Annotated in this window: 17 protein-coding genes and 1 riboswitch; of the genes, 4 read left to right on the top strand and 13 right to left on the bottom strand. The window is 70.3% G+C overall.

The features are described from left to right. Positions 1-8 precede the first annotated feature (8 nt). On the bottom strand, positions 9-1,193 hold the full coding sequence (locus tag RTA_RS17955) for an efflux RND transporter periplasmic adaptor subunit (RefSeq protein WP_013902855.1): 1,185 nt from the start codon (positions 1,191-1,193) through the stop codon (positions 9-11). Positions 1,194-1,525: 332 nt separating this feature from the next. Here RTA_RS17955 and RTA_RS17950 point away from each other — a divergent pair, with 332 nt between their 5' ends. After that, positions 1,526-2,491, top strand: coding sequence for a tripartite tricarboxylate transporter substrate binding protein (locus RTA_RS17950; protein WP_041675732.1), 966 nt, complete (start codon positions 1,526-1,528; stop codon positions 2,489-2,491). 18 nt (positions 2,492-2,509) lie between these two features. On the opposite strand, the gene ribB is transcribed toward RTA_RS17950, so the two are convergent. After that, complete coding sequence (gene ribB, locus RTA_RS17945) at positions 2,510-3,175, bottom strand: 3,4-dihydroxy-2-butanone-4-phosphate synthase (RefSeq protein ID WP_013902853.1); 666 nt, start codon at positions 3,173-3,175, stop codon at positions 2,510-2,512. Positions 3,176-3,269: 94 nt separating this feature from the next. Beyond that, positions 3,270-3,424, bottom strand: a riboswitch (FMN riboswitch). Positions 3,425-3,460: 36 nt separating this feature from the next. On the opposite strand from ribB, the gene RTA_RS17940 reads away from it, so the two are divergent. Then, positions 3,461-4,441, top strand: coding sequence for a DMT family transporter (locus tag RTA_RS17940; RefSeq protein WP_049871333.1), 981 nt, complete (start codon positions 3,461-3,463; stop codon positions 4,439-4,441). A gap of 191 nt (positions 4,442-4,632) precedes the next feature. On the opposite strand, the gene RTA_RS17935 is transcribed toward RTA_RS17940, so the two are convergent. Genes RTA_RS17935 through RTA_RS17920 form a run of 4 tightly spaced genes read right to left on the bottom strand, consistent with a single transcriptional unit; the run spans position 4,633 to position 8,907 of the window. Further along, on the bottom strand, positions 4,633-5,529 hold the full coding sequence (locus RTA_RS17935; RefSeq protein WP_013902851.1) for a 5'-nucleotidase: 897 nt from the start codon (positions 5,527-5,529) through the stop codon (positions 4,633-4,635). Positions 5,530-5,533: 4 nt separating this feature from the next. Then, positions 5,534-6,766 carry a type II secretion system inner membrane protein GspF gene (gene gspF, locus RTA_RS17930; protein WP_041675731.1) on the bottom strand — a complete coding sequence of 411 codons (1,233 nt, stop codon included), beginning with the start codon at positions 6,764-6,766 and terminating at the stop codon, positions 5,534-5,536. A gap of 33 nt (positions 6,767-6,799) precedes the next feature. Then, on the bottom strand, positions 6,800-8,410 hold the full coding sequence (locus RTA_RS17925; RefSeq protein ID WP_013902849.1) for an AMP-binding protein: 1,611 nt from the start codon (positions 8,408-8,410) through the stop codon (positions 6,800-6,802). Between the two features lie 20 nt (positions 8,411-8,430). After that, positions 8,431-8,907: a MarR family winged helix-turn-helix transcriptional regulator gene (locus RTA_RS17920; protein WP_041675730.1), complete on the bottom strand. Its 477-nt coding sequence runs from the start codon at positions 8,905-8,907 to the stop codon at positions 8,431-8,433. 149 nt (positions 8,908-9,056) lie between these two features. Here RTA_RS17920 and RTA_RS17915 point away from each other — a divergent pair, with 149 nt between their 5' ends. Next, a complete protein-coding gene (locus RTA_RS17915) occupies positions 9,057-10,322 on the top strand; it encodes a class I SAM-dependent methyltransferase (RefSeq protein ID WP_041675728.1) in 1,266 nt (421 codons plus the stop codon). Continuing rightward, positions 10,322-10,645 carry a DUF1840 domain-containing protein gene (locus RTA_RS17910; RefSeq protein ID WP_041675727.1) on the top strand — a complete coding sequence of 108 codons (324 nt, stop codon included), beginning with the start codon at positions 10,322-10,324 and terminating at the stop codon, positions 10,643-10,645. Before RTA_RS17915 ends, RTA_RS17910 begins: the two co-directional genes overlap by 1 nt. A gap of 7 nt (positions 10,646-10,652) precedes the next feature. Here the strand turns inward: RTA_RS17910 and RTA_RS17905 are convergent, their stop codons facing one another. The 7 genes from RTA_RS17905 to RTA_RS17875 form a co-directional block, all read right to left on the bottom strand. Further along, a complete protein-coding gene (locus RTA_RS17905) occupies positions 10,653-11,663 on the bottom strand; it encodes a Bug family tripartite tricarboxylate transporter substrate binding protein (RefSeq protein ID WP_013902845.1) in 1,011 nt (336 codons plus the stop codon). 81 nt (positions 11,664-11,744) lie between these two features. After that, complete coding sequence (locus tag RTA_RS17900; RefSeq protein WP_013902844.1) at positions 11,745-12,740, bottom strand: tripartite tricarboxylate transporter substrate-binding protein; 996 nt, start codon at positions 12,738-12,740, stop codon at positions 11,745-11,747. A 168-nt stretch (positions 12,741-12,908) separates the two neighbouring features. After that, positions 12,909-14,171 (bottom strand): phenylacetate--CoA ligase family protein, encoded by a 1,263-nt coding sequence (locus RTA_RS17895; protein WP_013902843.1) that lies wholly within the window; start codon positions 14,169-14,171, stop codon positions 12,909-12,911. A gap of 19 nt (positions 14,172-14,190) precedes the next feature. Then, the gene (locus RTA_RS17890) at positions 14,191-15,006 is read right to left on the bottom strand and encodes an ABC transporter ATP-binding protein (protein WP_013902842.1); all 816 of its coding nucleotides are present in this window, start codon (positions 15,004-15,006) and stop codon (positions 14,191-14,193) included. A 49-nt stretch (positions 15,007-15,055) separates the two neighbouring features. After that, positions 15,056-16,378 carry an ABC transporter substrate-binding protein gene (locus RTA_RS17885; protein WP_013902841.1) on the bottom strand — a complete coding sequence of 441 codons (1,323 nt, stop codon included), beginning with the start codon at positions 16,376-16,378 and terminating at the stop codon, positions 15,056-15,058. A gap of 89 nt (positions 16,379-16,467) precedes the next feature. After that, positions 16,468-17,544, bottom strand: a complete 1,077-nt coding sequence (locus RTA_RS17880) for a branched-chain amino acid ABC transporter permease (RefSeq protein WP_013902840.1) — start codon at positions 17,542-17,544, stop codon at positions 16,468-16,470. Between the two features lie 11 nt (positions 17,545-17,555). Further along, positions 17,556-18,485: a branched-chain amino acid ABC transporter permease gene (locus RTA_RS17875; RefSeq protein WP_013902839.1), complete on the bottom strand. Its 930-nt coding sequence runs from the start codon at positions 18,483-18,485 to the stop codon at positions 17,556-17,558. Between the last annotated feature and the right edge of the window lie 13 nt (positions 18,486-18,498).

Raw genomic sequence — 18,498 nt, 5'->3', positions numbered from 1 at the left:
GCCCGCTTTCAGGACTTGGCCGGGGCCGGGGCGCCGTTGCCGTTGCCGCCCGGTGCCTTGGGCACGGGCATGCCGCGCTCGTCCACCGCCAGCGCCGTGGGCGCCACCGCCATGCCGGGGCGCACGCGCTGCAGGCCGTCGACGATGACCAGCTCGCCTTCCTTGAGGCCCGAGGTGACGACGCGCATGCCGTCGATCAGCGGGCCTGGCTTGACCTCCCGGAACTGGGGCATGTTGTCGGCACCCACGACGAACACGTACCGCTTGTTCTGGTCGGTGCCGATGGCGCGCTCGGGCGTGAGAACCGCCGGCTGCGGCGCGCCGCCGGGCATCTGGATGCGGGCGAACAGGCCGGGGGCCAGGTCGCCCTTGGCGTTGTCGAACACGGCGCGCATGCGGATGGCGCCGGTCTGCGCGTTCAGCCGGTTGTCCACGAAATCCACCCGGCCCTGGCGCGGGTAGCCCTCGTCGTCGGCCAGCCCCATGCGCACGGGCGCGAGCTCGCCGCCCTGGCGGCGCAGGCGCAGGAAGGTCTGCTCGCTGCCGTCGAAGTAGGCCTGCATGCGGTGGGTGGAGACCACGGTGGTCAGCAGGCTCTGCTGCGTGACCAGGTTGCCCGTCGTGATGAGCGCGCGCGAGGCGCGGCCCGCGATCGGCGCGCGCACCGCCGTGTAGCCCAGGTTCAGCCGCGCGATGCGCACCGCGGCCTCGGCCACGCCGATGTCGGCCTGCGCCGTGCCCGCGGCCGAGGCGAGCTGGTCGTACTCCTGGCGCGAGATCGCCTGCTGCGACACCAGCTTCTCGGCCCGCGCCAGCTCGGCCTTGGCCAGCTCGGCGCGCGTGCGCGCGGCTGCCAGCTGCGCCTGCGCGCGCTGCACCTCGGCCTCGTAAGGGCGCGGGTCGATGGTGAACAGCAGCGCGTCCCTGGCCACGCGCGCGCCGTCGGCGAAGTGCACCTGCTCGACGGTGCCGCCCACGCGCGGCCGCACCTCCACCGTCTCGGGCGCCTCGAGGCGGCCGGTGAACTCCTCGGAGTCCGCGACCGAGCGCACGACCGCGGGCGCCACCGAGACCGGCGGCGCCTGCGGCGGTCCGCCCGCGCTCTGCGCCGGCTTGCAGCCGGCCAGCACGAAAGCCGCCGCCAGCAGCAGGGCCAGCAGCGGTGCGGGGGTGGGAGTCGGAAGTTTCTTCATGGTGGGTTCCGCAGGTTGTGATCGGTGTCGTTGCCGGCGCGGCCGGTTCGCGTCGGACCAGGCACTGCCTGCAGTGCACGGGCCGGGCAGTGTGCTGTGTTTATCGGGCAGTCAAATTAGCCGGGCGTTAGCAGCCGCCGTGACGCTAACGATACCCCGCGACACCGATGTGACGACCGAACCTGGTCCGTCGCCGTGTCATGGTGCAAGCCCATGCCAGGTCCAGCCACGGCTAAGATTTGATGAGGACTGAGCCAGGAGTGGCGTCGCAAGCTGGTCAGCCGCACTTTGTGGGCACGCGCCAGAATGAGAACGGAAAAGGCAGGACCACCATGACCCACCGGCGTGATCTGCTCGCCGCCGCCGCCGCCGCGGCCTTCCCCGGCCTCGCGGCCGCGCAGGCCTTTCCCTCCAGGCCCCTGCGCATCGTGGTGCCGTTCGGCGCGGGCGGCATCGCCGACCTCACCGCGCGGGCGGTCGCCAAGGCGCTGGGCGAGGGCCTGCGCCAGGGGGTGGTGGTCGAGAACAAGCCCGGGGCCGGGGGCATCGTGGCCGGCGAGACGGTGGCCCGGGCCGAGCCGGACGGCCACACCCTGCTGCTGATGAGCAATGGCACGGCCGTGAGCGCGGGCCTGTTCAGGTCGCTGCCCTTCGATCCGCGGAAGGACTTCGCGCCCATCGTGACGCTGGGCTTCTTCGACATCGCGGTGCTCGCGGCCGCGGGCGGCCGGTTCCCATCCATGAAGGACCTGCTGGCCTACGCCAGGGCGAACCCGGGCAGGCTGAACGTGGCCTCCATCAACATCGGCAGCACGCAGCACCTGGCGGCCGAACTGCTCAAGACCTCGGCGGGCGTGGACTTCCAGGTGGTTCCGTTCAACGGCTCGCCCGCCGTGCTCACCGCGCTGCGCGGCGGCCAGGTGGACGCGGCGGTCGAGATCCTGGGGCCCATGATGGGGCAGATCGCGTCCAGGACCGTGGTGCCGCTGGCGGTGATGGGCTCGCAGCGTGCGGCGGGCCTGGCCGACGTGCCCACCGTCGCGGAAAGCGGCGTGCGCGGTTTCGACGCCGCCTCCTGGAACGCGCTGGCCGCGCCGGCGCGCACGCCGCCGCAGGTGATCGCGCGCCTGAACCGCGAGGCGAACCAGGCCCTGGCCGGCCCCGGGCTGCGCAGGCAGCTGGCGGAACTCAACGTCCGCCCCGCGGGCGGCACGCCCGAGCAGCTGGGTGACCTGCTGGCCTCCGAGATCAGGCGCTGGTCGGAGGTGATAGTGCGCGCCAAGGTGCCACGGCAGTAAGCCCGGCGGTCTTCCGCCTCAGCACATGGCCGCCGGGTGCCGGCGGCGCCATTCGGCGATCGCCTCCACCGTGGTGCACAGCAGGCCATGGGCGCGGGCGAAGGCCTGGACCTGCGCGCCGCGGGCCATGCTGCCGTCCGGGTTCATCAGCTCGCACAGCACGCCGGCCGGCGCGCAGCCCGCCAGCACGGCCAGGTCCACGGCCGCCTCGGTATGGCCCTCGCGCTCCAGCACGCCGCCCGGGCGCGCGACCAGGGGGAACACATGGCCGGGGCTGACGATCTCGCTGCGCTCCAGGGTGGAGCGCAGCGCGCACTGGATGGTCTGCACCCGGTCGGCGGCCGACACGCCGGTGCTCACGCCGTGCGCCGCCTCGATGGACTGGGTGAAGGCGGTCGCGTGCCGCGAGCGGTTCACCTCGACCATGGGCCTGAGCTTGAGCTCGCCGGCCTTGCCAGGCCGGATGCACAGGCAGACGATGCCGCTGCCCTCGCGGATCATCATCGCCATCACGCCGGGCGTGATGCGGTCGGCCGCGCAGACCAGGTCGGCCTCGTCCTCGCGGCCGGCGTCGTCCAGCACCAGCACGGGCCGGCCGGCGGCCACCTGGGCCAGGATCTCGGGGAGGGAGGACAGCGTGATGTCGCCGGCCTGGGGAATGGCGGGGGAAAGGGTGGGGGTCATGAAACGCTCCTGTCGGTTGAACAAAAACGCTCCAAGGCAAGACGCCGCCGCGCGGCAAGCCATGCGGCGGCACATCGCGGCACCCTGCGGCGCCGCGAATCTTCTTTCATCCGGACTGTGACCGTCGGCCTCAGCATTTGACTGAGTCTGCTGACCCCCGTGGCCCGGGCGGACCGCGGGGCGCTCGCGGGCTCGCGGCTTTCGCCGCCTACCGCCGGTGGGGAATTCCACCCCGCCCTGAAGACCTCGCGACTTTAGCCCGCGGGGGGTTCTATAGTTGCCGCCATGGAGACACAGCCCGGCGCTGCAGCAATACGCGCCCACCGGCCCCGCCGCCATGCCCTGCTGCGGCGCGCCGCCATCACCCAGCGCCGCGTCGGCCGGCTCGATGCCACGGTCCGCGGCCTGATGTGGTCCCTGCTGGCCGGAGCGCTGTTCGTGATGCTTAACACCCTGATGCGCGGCATGGCGCTGCAGCTCAGCCCGTTCCAGACCCAGTTCCTGCGCTACCTGATGGGCCTGGTGGTGCTGGCGCCGCTAGTGCTGCGCGGCGGCCTGGCGAGCTGGCGGCCGCGCAACATCGGCGGCCAGTTCACCCGCGGCGCCGTCCACACCTTCGGCCTGGCCCTGTGGTTCCTGGCCATCCCGCACATCACCCTGGCCGACACCACGGCGATCGGCTTCACGACGCCGATCTTCATCATGCTGGGCGCCTGGCTGGTGTTCCGGGAGCCCATGCGCTGGGAGCGCTGGCTGGCCGCGCTGATCGGCTTCGGCGGCGTGCTGATCGTGGTGGCGCCCCAGCTGTCGGGCGCGGGCGGCGGAGGCTGGTCGCTGCTGATGCTGGCGTCCTCGCCCATCTTCGCCGCGTCCTTCCTGATCACCAAGGCGCTGACCCGCTACGAACGGCCGACCGTGATCGTGGTCTGGCAGTCCATCACCGTCGCCGTGTGCAGCCTGCCCCTGGCGCTGGTGTCGGGTTGGCAGTGGCCGAGCGCGCTGCAGTGGGCCGTGTTCCTGCTGTGCGGCATGCTGGGCAGCGCCGGCCACTACTGCCTGACGCGCTCGTTCAGCATCGCCGACATCTCGGCCACCCAGTCGGTGAAGTTCCTGGACCTGGTCTGGGCCTCGGCCCTGGGCTGGCTGGTGTTCGGCGACTGGCCCAGCCGCTGGACCCTGGCGGGCGGCGCGGTGATCTGCGCCTCCACGCTGTGGATCGCGCGGCGCGAGACGCGCGGGCCGGGTGGGGGGCGGGCGGGGCGATGAGGCAGGCATCGTCTTTGGTGATGCTGTTCTGCGCTCGCTCCGCGGGTTGACGCCGGCGGCTGCCCGCCGTCGCCAACCCGCTACGAGCAAAGGCGCTCCAACGCAGGCGCGCCTACGCGTTTGCCGGATTCGGGAGCAGGGCACCCCGCTCCCGGATCCCGCCCAGGTGCCAGAGCGAATCGAGCGTGCGCCTACAGGTTGACGATCCCGCCAGCCACATGCCCCGACGGCACGTGCCGCGCCGCATGGTCGACGTGCCGCGTCTGGTCGTCGAAGAAGAAGTCCGGCTCGAATTCGCGCAGGAATTCGCCCTTGGGCAGGCCGCCGAGGAACATGGCTTCGTCCACCTGGATGTTCCAGGCCATGAGCGTGCGCAGCGCCCGCTCGTGGGCTGGCGCGCTGCGCGCCGTCACCAGCGCCGTTCGGATCTTCATGGCGGGCGTGCCGGCCCGCTGCAACCGGTGAAGCGCAGCGAGCAGGGGCTTGAACGGGCCCTCGGGCAGCGGCTGCGCGGCCTTGGCGATCTCGTGCTGCTGGAAGGCATCGAGGCCTTCGTCCTGGAAGATGCGCTCGGCCTCGTCGGAGAACAGCACGGCGTCGCCGTCGAACGCGATGCGCACCTCGTCGGGGTAGTTGTTGCCGGCCTGCGCCGATTCGGTCAGCACGCGCGCGGCCGGGAAGCCGGCGTTGAGCGCCTCGCGCACGTCCTCGGCATTGGCCGACAGGAACAGGTGCGCGCGCAAGGGCCGCAGGTAACGGAACGGCGGGCGGCCTTGCGTGAACACGCCGCGCTCGAGCTTGATCTGGTTGGCAGCGCCCGAATGGAAGATGCGCATGCCCGAGACCGGGTCGTTGCGCGAGAGGATCACCACCTGCACCCGCTGGTCGGAGGTGTCGTTGAAGGCCAGCAGCTTCTTGATCAGCGAGAAGGCGATGCCCGGCGCGGCGGGTAGCTCCAGCCGCTGCAGCTGCAGCGCCATGTAGGCCGCGGCGTCGCCGCTTTCGAAGATGCGGTTCTCCTCCTCCAAGTTGAACAGGGCGCGCGAGGAGATCGCCACCACCAGCTTGTCGTCGAGCGTCGCCGCCATGCCGTCACCTCACCCATTGGTTGAGCTGGATGATGGGCAGCAGCACGGCCAGCACGATCAGCATCACCACCAGGCCCATGGCCACGATCAGCAGCGGCTCCAGGATGGTGGCCAGCTGCATGGCGCGGCGCTGCACCTCGGTGCCCAGCTGGTTGGCGGCGCGCTGCAGCATCACCGGCAGCTGGCCGGTCTGCTCGCCCAGGCGCGCGAACATGCTCAGCAGCCCGGGGAAGCGCTTCTTCTGCGCCAGGGCCGAGGCCAGCGGCGCGCCCTCGCGCACCAGCACCAGGGCATCCATGGCGTCGGCGCGCATGGAGCGGTTGCTCAAGGTCTCGCCGGCGGCCTGCAGGGCCTTGAGGATGGGCACGCCGGCGCCGGCCAGCATGGCCAGGGTGCTGGCGAAGCGGGCGGCGTTGTAGCCTCGCGCCAGCCGGCCCACCAGGGGCAGGCGCAGCCAGCCGGCGTCGAAGCGCTCGCGGAAACCCTCGTTGCGCAGGCCCAGCCGCAGGCCCACCGTGCCGCCGGCCAGCAGCAGCGCGCCCAGCCAGCCCCACTCGCGCACGGCGGCGCTCAGGCCCAGCATGGCGGCCGTGAGGAAGGGCAGGGCGCGCTTGGTGCCGGCGAACACGTTGGCCACCTGCGGCACCACGTAGGTGACCAGGAACAGCACGATGGCGATGGCCACCACGGTGACGATGGCGGGGTACAGGGCCGCGCCGACCAGCTTGGCCTTGAGCGCCTGCCGGTCCTCCAGGTCGTCGGCCAGGCGCTCCAGCACCTGGCCCAGGTGGCCGCTCTGCTCGCCGGCGCCGATGACGGCCACGTAGATGTCGGAGAAGTCGCGCGGGAACTGCGCCAGCGCCTTGGCGAACGGCGAGCCGGCGTTGACCTCGGCGCGCAGCGCCGCCAGCAGCAGGTGCTCGCGCTCGTTGTCGGCCTCCTCGGTCAAGGCCGTGAGCGCCCGCTCCAGCGGCAGCCCGGAGGCGATCAGCCCGGCCAGCTGGCGCGTCCAGATGGCCAGGCTGGTGGGCGTGAACACCGGCCGGGTCAGCCAGCCGGACCCCCAGGCGAAGCGCCGCTCGTTGGCCGCCGCGCCGGTGACCACGGGCACCACCTGCAGCGGCACCAGCGCCTGGGCGCGCAGCAGGCCGCGCGCCGCCTTGGCGGTGTCCGCCTCCATCACGCCCTTGCGCGTGGCGCCCTGGGCGTCCAGGGCTTCGAATGAATACGCAGGCATGGGCCGATTATCGCGGCCGCGCGGCGGGCACCCTCAGGCCTGGCGCAGCCGGAAGCGCTGCAGCTTGCCGGTCTCGGTGCGCGGCAGGCCGGCGACGAACTCGATCTCGCGCGGGTACTTGTAGGGAGCGATGGTGGACTTCACGTGCTCCTGCAGCGCCCGGACCATGGCCTCGTCGCCCACGTGCCCGGGCTTGAGCACGCAGAAGGCCTTGACGATCATGCCGCGCTCCTCGTCGGGCTTGCCCACGACGCCGCACTCGGCCACCGCCGGGTGGCGCAGCAGCGCATCCTCGACCTCCGGCCCCCCGACGTTGTAGCCAGCCGTGATGATCATGTCGTCGGTGCGCGCCTGGTAGAAGAAGTAGCCGTCGGGGTCCTGCACGAAGGCGTCGCCCGGGTGGTTCCAGCCGTCCTTCACGTAGTTGGCCTGGCGGGGGTCGTCCAGGTAGCGGCAGCCGGTGGGGCCGATCACCGCCAGCTTGCCCACGGTGCCGCGCGGCACCTCCTTGCCCTGGTCGTCCACGACCTTCGCCTGGTAGCCGGGCACGACCTGGCCGATGGCGCCGCGGCGCACCTGCTCGCCGGCCGAGGAGATGAAGATGTGGAACATCTCGGTGGCGCCTATGCCGTCCAGCATCTCGATGCCGCTGGCCTGCTTCCACAGCTGGCGCGTGGCATCCGGCAGGCCCTCGCCGGCGCTGACGCAGATGCGCAGGCGGCCGACGCCCAGCTCGCGCGCCCATGGGGCCATCTGGCGGTAGAAGGTGGGCGCGGTGTAGCAGATGGTGGCGCCGGCCTCGTGGAGGGTGCGCACCAGGCTTTCGGGCGTGTAGGGCGTGTCGGCGAAGTACACCGAGGCGCCGGCCCACATCGGGAACACCAGCAGCCCGCCCAGGCCGAAAGTGAAGGCCAGCGGCGGCGAGCCGACCACCACGTCGTCGGGCGTGGCCCGCAGCACATGCCGCGGCCAGGCCTCGCAGGCCGCCAGCACGTCGCGGTGCGTGTGCACCGCGGCCTTGGGCTTGCCCGTGGTGCCCGAGGTGAAGGCCATCAGCGCGATGTCGTCGGCCGCCGTGGGGCAGGGCGGCAGGTCGCCGGGCTTGGCGGCGCACAGCGCGCCCAGGTCCTGCGGGTCGTCCGGCGCATTGAACCTCACCACCTGCCGCAGGCCGGGCCGGCCCTGGCGCGCCTGCTCGAGCTCGTCCAGCAGCCGGGCGTCGCACAGGGCGGCCGCGGGCTGGGCCTTGTCGATGATGTCGCCCAGCTCGCGCGCGCGCAGCAGGGGCATGGTGGCGACCGCGACCAGCCCGGCCTTGACCACGGCCAGCCAGGACAGCGCCATGCCGACGGAGTTGCCGCCCCGCAGCAGCACGCGGTTGCCGGGCACCAGGCCCAGGTCCTCGGTGAGCACCCGCGCGATGCGGTCCACGCGCTCGCGCGCCTGCGCATAGGTGAGCGTGACGCGCGGCGAGCGCAGCAGGGGCCGGTCGGCCCAGCCCTTGGCCGCCGCCTTGTCCAGCAGCTCCTCCGCCAGGTTGAGCCGATCGGGCAGGCGCAGCTCGGGCAGGTCGTAGCGCAGCTGCGGCCACTGGGAGCGCGGCGGCAGGCGGTCGTGGACGAAGTGGTCGGTCTGGGCGGACATGCGGGCTCCTGGGGGAAGGTTCAGACCACGGCGGGGCCGTGTTCGCGGGCGGTGTCCTTGACCTTGCCTAGCAGCCGGTGCAGCGTGGCGAGGTCCTTGTCGTTGAGGCTGGCGAAGGCCTCCACGATCCATTGCTCGTGCTGGGCGGCCATCTCGTGGAACAGCTTGCGGCCCTTGGGCGTCAGGCGCACGCGCCAGGCACGGCGGTCGCCTTCCACGTCCTGCCGGTCGACCAGCCCTTCGGCCACCAGCTGGTCGGTGATGCCGGTCACGTTGCCGCCGGTGACCATCATGCGGCGCGACAGCTCGTTCATCTTCAGGCCTTCGGGCGCGCGTTCCAGCTGGGCCATCAGGTCGAACCGCGGCAGCGTGATGCCGAAGCGCTCGCGCAGACGGGTGCGCACCTGCTTCTCCACGATCTGCGTGCAGGTCAGCAGGCGCAGCCAGAGGCGCAGGGCCTCGGGGTGCTCGCTGTGCGCGCGGGCTTCCATGTCCATGGGCGTCCTTGAAATTTGCTCCCTAAATAGTTTAAGCCTCAATCAATCGGCGTCAATCGAGCGGCCGAGCCCTGCGCGACGGCGAATGCGATGCCGTCCTACATCCCGGCGCATTGACGGCTGAGGCCGCGGCCGCCCAGAATTTACGAATGGACGCAATCATCCGCAGGATCGAGGCCCAGCTGGCCGGCTCCCCGGTGACGGTCGCGCTGCAACTGCCGGGCGGCCGGCGCGCCGGCCCCGCCAATGCGGCCGTGATCCTGAGGTTCTCCGACTGGCCCGCGCTGGCCACGCTGTCGGCCGGACAGATCGGCCAGCTGGCCGAGGATTACGTCGAGAACCGCGTCGGCATCGAAGGGTCCATGCGCGACATCATGCTGGCGGCCGCCCACCTGCTGCCCGGCAGCCCGGTCGCCAGCGACACCGGCTGGTGGACGCAGATGATGCGCCGCGCCAAGTCGCTGGCCGCGCACTCGCCGCAGCGCGACGCCCGGCAAATCCAGTTCCATTACGACGTCTCGGACGACTTCTACGCGCTGTGGCTGGACCCGCGCCGCGTCTACTCCTGCGCCTACTACCGCGAGCCGGGGATGTCGCTGGCGCAGGCGCAGGAGGCCAAGCTGGACCACATCTGCCGCAAGCTGATGCTGCGCGCGGGCGAGCGCTTCCTGGACATAGGCGCCGGCTGGGGCGGGCTGCTGCTGTGGGCCGCCGAGCACTACGGCGTGCAGGCCACCGGCATCACGTTGTCGAAGAACCAGCACGCCCACGTCCACCGGCTGATCGAGGAGAAGGGCCTGCGCGGGCGCGTGCGCATCCATCTCATGGACTACCGCGAGCTGAACGAATCGCAGGGCTTCGACAAGATCGCCTCGGTCGGCATGTTCGAGCACGTGGGCCAGGCCAACATGCCCCTGTACTTCGCCAAGATCCAGCGGCTGCTCAAACCCGGCGGGCTGGCGATGAACCACGGCATCACGGCCGCCAGCGTCCACCCCGGCCAGCTGGGCGCGGGCATGGGCGACTTCATCGGCAAGTACATCTTCCCGGGCGGCGAGCTGCTGCACACCAGCCAGGTGCTGCGCGACCTGGCGGGCGCCGGGCTGGAGATGCTGGACACCGAGAACCTGCGGCCGCATTACGCCCGCACGCTGTGGGCCTGGTCGGACGCCCTGGAGTCGCACCTGCCGGACGCGGCGCGGGTGCTCGAGCGCACCGGCCGCGCCGCCGAAGCGGGCAAGGTGCTGCGGGCCTACCGGCTGTACCTGGCCGGCTGCGCCATGTCCTTCGAACGCGGATGGATCTCGCTGCACCAGATCCTCGCCGCCCGTCCCGACGGCAACATGAGCACCGGCGCGCTGCGCGGCGCCCAGTCCACCTACCCCTTCACTCGCGAGTACATGTACCCCAGCTGATGCTCTACAAATTCAAATCCAAGGCCGCGGGCGACCTCATCATGCTGGAGCCCAACGGCCGGCAGATCCTGCAGATCATCGGCAAGGACCCGGCGCCCCAGGGCATCCTGCAGCCGCCGGAGATGCCCGGCGCCATCAGCGCGCTGGAGCACGCCGTCGCGAAAGAAGAGGCCGACCAGAAGGCGGCCATCGAGGAGGCGCAGGCCAAGGGCGAGGTGCCGCCGCGTTTCGAGGCCATCAGCCTGCGCCAGCGCGCCGTGCCCTTCATCGAGATGCTGCGCCGCTGCCACAAGGCCGGCAAGGACATCGTCTGGGGCGTCTGAGGCGCCTTTAGTCCACCTTCGCGCCCGAGGCCTTCACCACCCCCGCCCATTTCTTGTGCTCGGCGTCGATCAGGCGCGCGAACTCGGCCGGCGTGTTGCCGCTGGGGATGGCGCCCTGGGCCTGCAGCTTCTCCTTGATGGCCGGCGTGTCCAGCGACCTGGCCACCTCCTGCTGGATGCGGCCGACGATGTCGGCCGGGGTGCCGGCCGGCGCCAGCAGGCCGAACCAGGAGCTGGCGTCGAAGCCCTTGAGGCCACCGGCCTCCTCCACCGTGGGCACGTCGGGCAGCGCGGACGAGCGCTGCGAGCTGGTCACGGCCAGGGCCTTGAGCTTGCCGGCCTTGATCTGCGCCATGGAGGAGGGCAGGTTGTCGAACATCACGTCCATGTTGCCGGCCACCATGTCCAGCAGCGCCGGGGCGGAGCCGCGGTACGGGAAGTGGACCATGTAGGTGCCGCTCATGGTCTTGAACAGCTCGCCGGCCAGGTGGATGGACGTGCCGTTGCCGCTGGAGGCCATGTTCAGCTTGCCGGGGTTGGCCTTGGCGTGGCGGATGAAGTCCTGCACGTTGTTGATGCCCATGCTGCGCGCCTTGTCCGCGTTCATCACCATCACGTTGGGCACGCCGGCCACCAGGGTGATGGGCGCGAAGTCCTTGATCGGGTCGAAGGGCATCTTCTCGTACAGCGCGCGGTTGATGCCGTGCGTGCCCACCGTGCCCATCAGCAGGGTGTAGCCGTCCGCCGGCGACTTGGCCACGATGTCGGCGCCCACATTGCCGCCGGCGCCGGCGCGGTTGTCCACGATGAAGGGCTGGCCGAAGGCCTTGGACAGCTCGGGCGCGATGGCGCGCGCCAGGATGTCGGTGGTGCCGCCGGCGGCGAAGGGCACGACGATGCGCACCGGCTTGCTGGGCCAGGCGGTCTGCGCCCAGGCGGCGGGCGCCAGCACGGCGGCGCCCGCGGCCGCCAGCAGCGCCGCCGCGCGGCGGCGGGACAGGGAGGTCGAAAAGGTCATGGCATGTCTCCTTGGGTCAGCGGTCATTGTGATGAAAAAAAGCCGCCCGCAGGCGGCTTGTCGCAAGCGTGCCTGCGGCGATCAGTCGGCGTAGACGCCGGCGGCCTTGATGACCGGGCTCCACTTGGCGATCTCGGCCTGCACGAACTTCTTGTGCTCGGCCGGGTCGCTGCGCTTGTCGCTCACGACCACGGCGCCCAGGCCTTCCTGCTTCTTGAGGAACTCGGGGTCCTTGAGCGCGACCTTGAGGGCGTCATTGAGCTTCTTCTGCACGGCAGCCGGCGTGCCCTTGGGCGCGTACATGCCGTGCCAGATGGTGACCTGGAAGTTCTTCTGGCCCGCCTCGTCCAGCGTGGGCAGGTCCTTCAGGGCCGGCGTCGTCAGGCGCTTGGCCGTGGTGACGGCGTAGGCCTTGACCTTCTTGCCCTCGATCTGGCTGGTGGTGTTGGTGGTCTGGTCGCACAGCAGGTCGACCTGGCCGCCCATCAGGTCGGTCATGGCCGGCGCCGTACCCTTGTAAGGCACGGTGGTCATGTCCACGCCCACGGCCGACTGCCACAGCATGCCGCACAGGTGCGACGCCGAGGCGATGCCGGCGTTGGCCAGGTTGACCTTGCCCTTGTTGGCCTGGAGCCAGCTGATCAGTTCCTTGTAGTTGTTGGCCGGCAGCTGCGGCTTGCCGATAAGCGTCATGGGCACGTCGTTGATCATGCCCAGGTACTCGAAGTCGGTCTCCACCTTGAACGGCAGGTTGCGCACCAGTGACGGGAACACGCCCATGGCGATGTGGTGGACCAGCAGCGTGTGGCCGTCGGGGTTGGCCTTGGCCACCTTGTTGGCGCCGATCAGGCCGCCAGGGCCGCCGGCCGCGTTCTCGACCACGATGCTGGCATTGCCGCCCATGGCCTTGCGCATGGCTTCGGCCAGGTCGCGCGCCACGCGGTCGGTGGGGCCGCCGGCGGCGAAGGGCACGACCAGGGTGATGGGCTTGCTGCCGGGGAAATCCTGGGCCTGGGCGCCGGCGGCGGCCGCGGCCAGCAGGGCGGCCGGCAGAACGGCCTTGAAAACTTGCTTCATGGAAGCCTCCTTTGGATAAAAACCCGCGAATGGTAGGGGGCCGCCCATTCCCCCGTATGGCGGGAACTACTTAGCCCCACGGGCCGGCGTAACTCTTCAGCAGCCATGTAGGTAAATCGGTTGCAGGACGCGGCAAATGCGGGAGCCCGGGCCTCAAATAGTTCGCGCCTACTTGTAGCTGCGCGCATCCTCGATGACCTTGCCGTCATTGGGCAGGCTGCCGGGCTGCAGCAGCAGGACCTCGCCGCGCAGCTTGGTGACGTCGCGGATGGCCTCGCCCAGGCGCGCCTGCAGCCCTTGCAGCACGGGCTGCGGGCCCACGGCCTCGACCTTCAGCGTCATGGTGTCGTTGGCCATCTCGCCGCTGACCACCAGGCGCGCCTTGAGCACCTCGGGGAAGCGGCGGGCGATGTCGGCCACCTGGGCCGGGTGCACGAACATGCCGCGGATCTTGGTGGTCTGGTCGGCTCGGCCGAGCCAGCCGCGGATGCGGATGTTGGTGCGGCCGCTGGGGCAGGCACCGGGCAGCACGGCCGACAAGTCGCCCGTGCCGAAGCGGATCAACGGGTAATCGGGGTTGAGCGTGGTCACCACCACCTCGCCGACCTCGCCCTCGGGCACCGGCTCGCCGGTGCCGGGCCGCACGATCTCGACGATCACGCCCTCGTCCAGCACCAGGCCCTGGCGCGCCTCGGTCTCGTAGGCGATCAGGCCCAGGTCGGCGGTGGCGTAGCTCTGGAACACCTGCAGACCGCGTTCGGCGAACCAGTCGCGCAGGCTGGGCGGCAGCGCTTCGCCGCCGGTCAGCGCCACGCGCAGGCTGCCCGCGTCGGCGCCGGTCTCGGCCGCCTTTTCCAGCAGGATGCGCAGGAAGCTGGGCGTGCCCGCATAAGCGCGCGGCCGCAGTTCGGCGATCGCCTGCAGCTGCTGCTCGGTCTGGCCGGTGCCGGCCGGGAACACGGTGCAGCCCAGGGCGTGCGCGCCGGCTTCCATGATGAAGGCGCCGGGCGTCATGTGGTAGCTGAAGGCGTTGTGCACCAGGTCGCCGGCACAAAAGCCCGCGGCGTGCATGGCGCGGGCCGTGCGCCAGTAGTCGCGCGCCGCGCCGTCCGGCTCGTAGATCGGCCCGGGCGAGGCGAAGATGCGCAGCATGGCCGGCCCGCGCACCTGCGCGGCGAAGCCGCCGAACGGGTCGGCCGCGCGGCCGGCCTTCTGCCGCTCCAGCAGCTCGTGCTTGCGCGTCACCGGCAGCCGGGCCAGCGCCTGGCGCGAGTCGACGGCGGCCGCGTCCACGCCGGCCAGGATCTGCGCCATGGCCGGCGCGTGGCGCTGGGCATGGGCCACCTGCCGCGGCAGCGCCGCCATCAGCTGCGCCTCGCGCTCGGCCGGCGAGCGCGTCTCCAGCGCGTCGTAATGCTTGCTGCTGCTCATCGCCCCCTCCCTGTGGTCCTCAGGCCAGCCACCGCTTGCGCCGCTTGTAGCTCTTGACGTCGCGGAAGCTCTTGCGCTCGAGTCCGTCGCCACTTCGGCCCATGCCCAGGTAGAACTCCTTGACGTCCTCGTTGCTGGCCAGGTCGGCGGCCGGCCCGTCCATCACGATGCGGCCGCTCTCCATGATGTAGCCGTAGTCGGCGTACTTCAGCGCCATGTGGGTGTTCTGCTCGGCCAGCAGGAAAGTCACCTTTTCACGCTGGTTCAGGTCGCGCACGATCTCGAACACCTCCTGCACGATCTGCGGTGCCAGGCCCATGGACGGCTCGTCCAGCAGCACCATGCTGGGGTTGGCCATCAGCGCGCGGCCGATGGCGCACATCTGCTGCTCGCCGCCGGAGGTGTAGGCCGCCTGGGAGCCACGCCGGGTCTTCAGCCGCGGGAAGTAGGCATAGACCTTCTCCAGGCTGGCCGCCACTTCGGCCTTGCTGCCGCGGGTGTAGCCGCCGGTCAGCAGGTTCTCCTCGATGGTCAGGTGGGCGAAGCAGTGCCGGCCTTCCATCACCTGCACCACGCCGCGGCGCACCAGGTCGGCCGGCGACAGGTTCTCGATGCGCTCGCCGCGCAGCTCGATCGAGCCCTTGGTGACCTCGCCGCGCTCGCCCCGCAGCAGGTTGGAGACGGCGCGCAGCGTGGTGGTCTTGCCGGCCCCATTGCCGCCCAGCAGCGCCACGATGCCGCCCTCGGGCACCTGCAGCGACACGCCCTTGAGCACCAGGATCACGTGGTTGTAGATGACCTCGATGCCGTTGACGTTGATGAGGATGTTTTGCATGGTCTTCGGTTTTGCCCTCCCCCCAAAGGGGGAGGGAGGAAGAGTCACATCAGGACTCGCAGTCGCTGGCAGGCCGGCGCTGCAGCTTCTTGTCGGCCAGGTACTTCTCGGCCCCGGCCTTGACCATGGGCTTGAGGATCTGCTCGTCGGCCTGGTACCAGTCGCTGCTGAAGTTCCACTTGCTGCCGTCCCAGGTGTGGATGCGCGCCCAGGTGGAGCCCATGTGGTCCTGGCACGAGGTGCTGATCGGGCGCAGCACGCCGGCGAAGCCCAGCGCGTCCAGCCGCTTCTGGTCCAGGTTCAGGTTCTCCATGCCCCAGCGCACCTGTTCGCCGGTCATGACCTTGCCCTTGCCGAAGCGCTCCTGCGCCCGGCGCACCGCCTCGACGCTGAGCATCTGGATGATCAGGCCACGGGTGTACAGCACCGAGCCGACCTCGTCCTTGGGCCCGGTGCCCTGGCCCTTGTCGTGCACCTGCTTGAGGATGTCCTGGATCACCTTGGGCTGGGTGCCCGAGGTGTTGAGCGCCAGCGCGTTGTAGCCCTTGGCACCGTCGCCCACGTCCTTGACGTCCGGCTCGGCGCCGGCCCACCACACGCCGTACATCTTCTCGCGCGGGTAACCGGTGGCCTGCGCCTCCTTCAGGGCGGTGGAGTTCATCACGCCCCAGCCCCACAGCATCACGTAGTCCGGGCGCTGCTGGCGCACCTGCAGCCAGGCGGCCTTCTGCTCGACGCCGGGCGCGGTGACGGGGATCAGGCTCAGGTCGAAGCCGTGCATGCGGGCGCGCTCCTGCAGCAGCGGGATGGGCTCCTTGCCGAAGGGGGAGTCGTGGTAGACCAGGGCGATCTTCTTGCCCTTGAGCTTGTCCAGCCCGCCTTCCTTCTTGCCGATGTGCTGCACCAGGATGTCGGCGCCGGTCCAGTAGCTGCCCATGAGCGGGAAGTTCCACTTGAAGGCCGTGCCGTCCTGCGACACCGACAGGCCGTAGCCCAGCGTGATCAGCGGGATCTTGTCGGTGGCCACCTTCTCGGTCAAGGCGAAGGTGATGCCGGTGGCCTGCGGGTCGAAGATGGTGACGCCCGGACGGCCCTTGAGGCGCTCGTAGCACTCCACGCCGCGGTCGGTGGCGTAGCCGGTCTCGCATTCCTCGAAGGTGAGCTTGACGCCATTGATGCCGCCGTCACGCGCGTTGATCAGCTTGATGTAATCCTGCTTGCCGTTGGCCCAGGGCGTGCCGTTGGGCGCGTACGGGCCGGTGCGGTAGGACAGCAGCGGGAAGAACTGCTCCTTGGCCTGGGCGAACGCCGCCGGTGCGGTGAGCGCGGCCCCGGCCGCCAGGCCGGCCATGAGGAGGGAACGAAGCTTCATGGATGTCTCCTTCTGAGGTGAAGCGAACGGTGAGGAAGCAGCAGTGAAAGCCAATCGGGTGCGGTGCGCATCGGGGTTTGTCCGGCGGTTCAGTGCGGGAACGGCCACAGCCGCAGCTTCTGCTTGGCCGTGGACCACAGGCGCGCCAGGCCGTGCGGCTCCACCACCAGGAACCACACGATCAGGGCGCCGAAGATCATCAGCTCGGCGTGCGACAGGGTGGCGGTGGAGATGGACACGCCGAACAGGCCGGCCACGGCGGGCAGCAGCTGGCTCAGGGCGATGGGCAGCACCACGATGAAGGCCGCGCCGAAGAAGGCGCCCATGATGGAGCCCAGACCGCCGATGATGACCATGAACAGCAGCCGGAACGACAGGTCCACCGAGAACGCCGCCGGCTCCCAGGTGCCCAGGTAGACGAAGGCCCACAGCGCGCCGGCCACGCCCACGATGAAGGAGCTGACGGCGAAGGCGCTGAGCTTGGCGTACATGGGACGGATGCCGATCACCGCCGCCGCCACGTCCATGTCGCGGATGGCCATCCACTCGCGGCCGATGGCGCTGCGCACCAGGTTCTTGGCCAGGAGGGCGATCACCACCAGGATGGCCAGGCAGAACCAGTACCGGCTGACGGCGCTCTCGATCGGCAGGCCGAACACCTGCAGGCCCGACACGCCCACCGAGCCCGAAGGCGAATCGTTGGTCAGCCATTTGATGCGCAGGAACATCCAGTCCGAGAAGAACTGGGCGGCCAGCGTGGCCACGGCCAGGTACAGGCCCTTGACCCGCAGGCTGGGCAGGCCGAACAGGATGCCGAAGGCGGTGGCGCACAGGCCGCCCAGGATCAGGGCGGGGATCAGCGGCATGCCCGGCACGCGCACGAAGAAGTTGAACGCGCCGTAGGCGCCCACCGCCATGAAGGCGCCCGAGCCCAGCGAGATCTGGCCGCAGTAGCCCACCAGGATGTTTACCCCCAGCGCCGCCAGCGACATGATCAGGAAGGGGATGAGGATGGCCCGGAACAGGTAGTCGCTGGCCAGGCCCGGCACCACCACGAAGGCGACCACCAGCAGCAGGACCATGAACAGCCGGTCCTGCCGGATCGGGAAGATCTGCTGGTCGGCGCGGTAGCTGGTCTTGAACTGGCCGTTTTCGCGGTAAAGCATGGGTCAGTTCCTCATACCCGGTCAATGATCTTCTCGCCGAACAGCCCCTGCGGCCGCACCAGCAGGAAACCCAGGGCCAGCACGTAGGCGAACCAGATCTCGATGCCGCCGCCCACCAGCGGGCCGATGTACACCTCGGACAGCTTCTCGCCCACGCCGATGATCAGCCCGCCGATGATGGCGCCGGGCACCGAGGTCAGCCCGCCCAGGATGACCACCGGCAGGGCGCGCAGCGCCACCGTGGCCAGCGAGAACTGCACGCCCAGCTTGCTGCCCCAGATCATCCCGGCCACCAGGGCCACCACGCCGGCCACGCACCAGACGATGACCCAGATGCGGCCCAGCGAGATGCCGATGGACTGCGCCGCCTGGTGGTCGTCGGCCACCGCGCGCAGCGCGCGGCCGGTGCCGGTCTTCTGGAAGAACACGCTCAGCAGCGCCACCAGGGCGGCGGCGATGATGGCCGCGTACAGGTCTTCCTTGTTGATCAGGATGCCGCCCTGGAACGCGCCCTCCAGCACGATCACCGGGTCCTTGGGCATGCCGATGTCGATCTTGTAGATGCTGCTGCCGAACAGCGTCTGGCCGACGCCTTCCAGGAAGTAGGTGATGCCCAGCGTGGCCATCAGCAGCGTCGCGCCTTCCTGGTTGACCAGGTGGCGCAGCACCAGCCGCTCGATCACCCAGGCCACCACGAACATGATGGCGCCGGCGATCAGGAAGGCGGCCAGGTTGGCGAACCAGCGGCTCTCGATGCCGGTCCAGGCCGGGATCCATTCGGAAAAGCGCGCCATCGCCAGCGCGGCGAACAGCACCATCGCGCCCTGGGCGAAGTTGAACACCCCCGAGGCCTTGAAGATCAGCACGAAGCCCAGGGCCACCAGCGCATAGAGCATGCCGGCCATCAGGCCGCCGAACAGGGTTTCCAGGAAAAAGGCCATCGCGTCCTCTTCT

The sequence above is a fragment of the Ramlibacter tataouinensis TTB310 genome (assembly GCF_000215705.1).
In the GTDB taxonomy this organism is placed as follows: Bacteria; Pseudomonadota; Gammaproteobacteria; order Burkholderiales; family Burkholderiaceae_C; genus Ramlibacter; species Ramlibacter tataouinensis.
This window is presented reverse-complemented; position numbering and strand designations above follow the sequence as displayed.

Excerpts from the sequence above, each read along its gene's own strand:
- RTA_RS17955 (WP_013902855.1), bottom strand. The coding sequence starts at position 1,193 with ATGAAGAAACTTCCGACTCCCACCCCCGCACCGCTGCTGGCCCTGCTG.
- RTA_RS17950 (WP_041675732.1), top strand. The coding sequence starts at position 1,526 with ATGACCCACCGGCGTGATCTGCTCGCCGCCGCCGCCGCCGCGGCCTTC.
- ribB (WP_013902853.1), bottom strand. The coding sequence starts at position 3,175 with ATGACCCCCACCCTTTCCCCCGCCATTCCCCAGGCCGGCGACATCACG.
- RTA_RS17940 (WP_049871333.1), top strand. The coding sequence starts at position 3,461 with ATGGAGACACAGCCCGGCGCTGCAGCAATACGCGCCCACCGGCCCCGC.
- RTA_RS17935 (WP_013902851.1), bottom strand. The coding sequence starts at position 5,529 with ATGGCGGCGACGCTCGACGACAAGCTGGTGGTGGCGATCTCCTCGCGC.
- gspF (WP_041675731.1), bottom strand. The coding sequence starts at position 6,766 with ATGCCTGCGTATTCATTCGAAGCCCTGGACGCCCAGGGCGCCACGCGC.
- RTA_RS17925 (WP_013902849.1), bottom strand. The coding sequence starts at position 8,410 with ATGTCCGCCCAGACCGACCACTTCGTCCACGACCGCCTGCCGCCGCGC.
- RTA_RS17920 (WP_041675730.1), bottom strand. The coding sequence starts at position 8,907 with ATGGACATGGAAGCCCGCGCGCACAGCGAGCACCCCGAGGCCCTGCGC.
- RTA_RS17915 (WP_041675728.1), top strand. The coding sequence starts at position 9,057 with ATGGACGCAATCATCCGCAGGATCGAGGCCCAGCTGGCCGGCTCCCCG.
- RTA_RS17910 (WP_041675727.1), top strand. The coding sequence starts at position 10,322 with ATGCTCTACAAATTCAAATCCAAGGCCGCGGGCGACCTCATCATGCTG.
- RTA_RS17905 (WP_013902845.1), bottom strand. The coding sequence starts at position 11,663 with ATGACCTTTTCGACCTCCCTGTCCCGCCGCCGCGCGGCGGCGCTGCTG.
- RTA_RS17900 (WP_013902844.1), bottom strand. The coding sequence starts at position 12,740 with ATGAAGCAAGTTTTCAAGGCCGTTCTGCCGGCCGCCCTGCTGGCCGCG.
- RTA_RS17895 (WP_013902843.1), bottom strand. The coding sequence starts at position 14,171 with ATGAGCAGCAGCAAGCATTACGACGCGCTGGAGACGCGCTCGCCGGCC.
- RTA_RS17890 (WP_013902842.1), bottom strand. The coding sequence starts at position 15,006 with ATGCAAAACATCCTCATCAACGTCAACGGCATCGAGGTCATCTACAAC.
- RTA_RS17885 (WP_013902841.1), bottom strand. The coding sequence starts at position 16,378 with ATGAAGCTTCGTTCCCTCCTCATGGCCGGCCTGGCGGCCGGGGCCGCG.
- RTA_RS17880 (WP_013902840.1), bottom strand. The coding sequence starts at position 17,544 with ATGCTTTACCGCGAAAACGGCCAGTTCAAGACCAGCTACCGCGCCGAC.
- RTA_RS17875 (WP_013902839.1), bottom strand. The coding sequence starts at position 18,485 with ATGGCCTTTTTCCTGGAAACCCTGTTCGGCGGCCTGATGGCCGGCATG.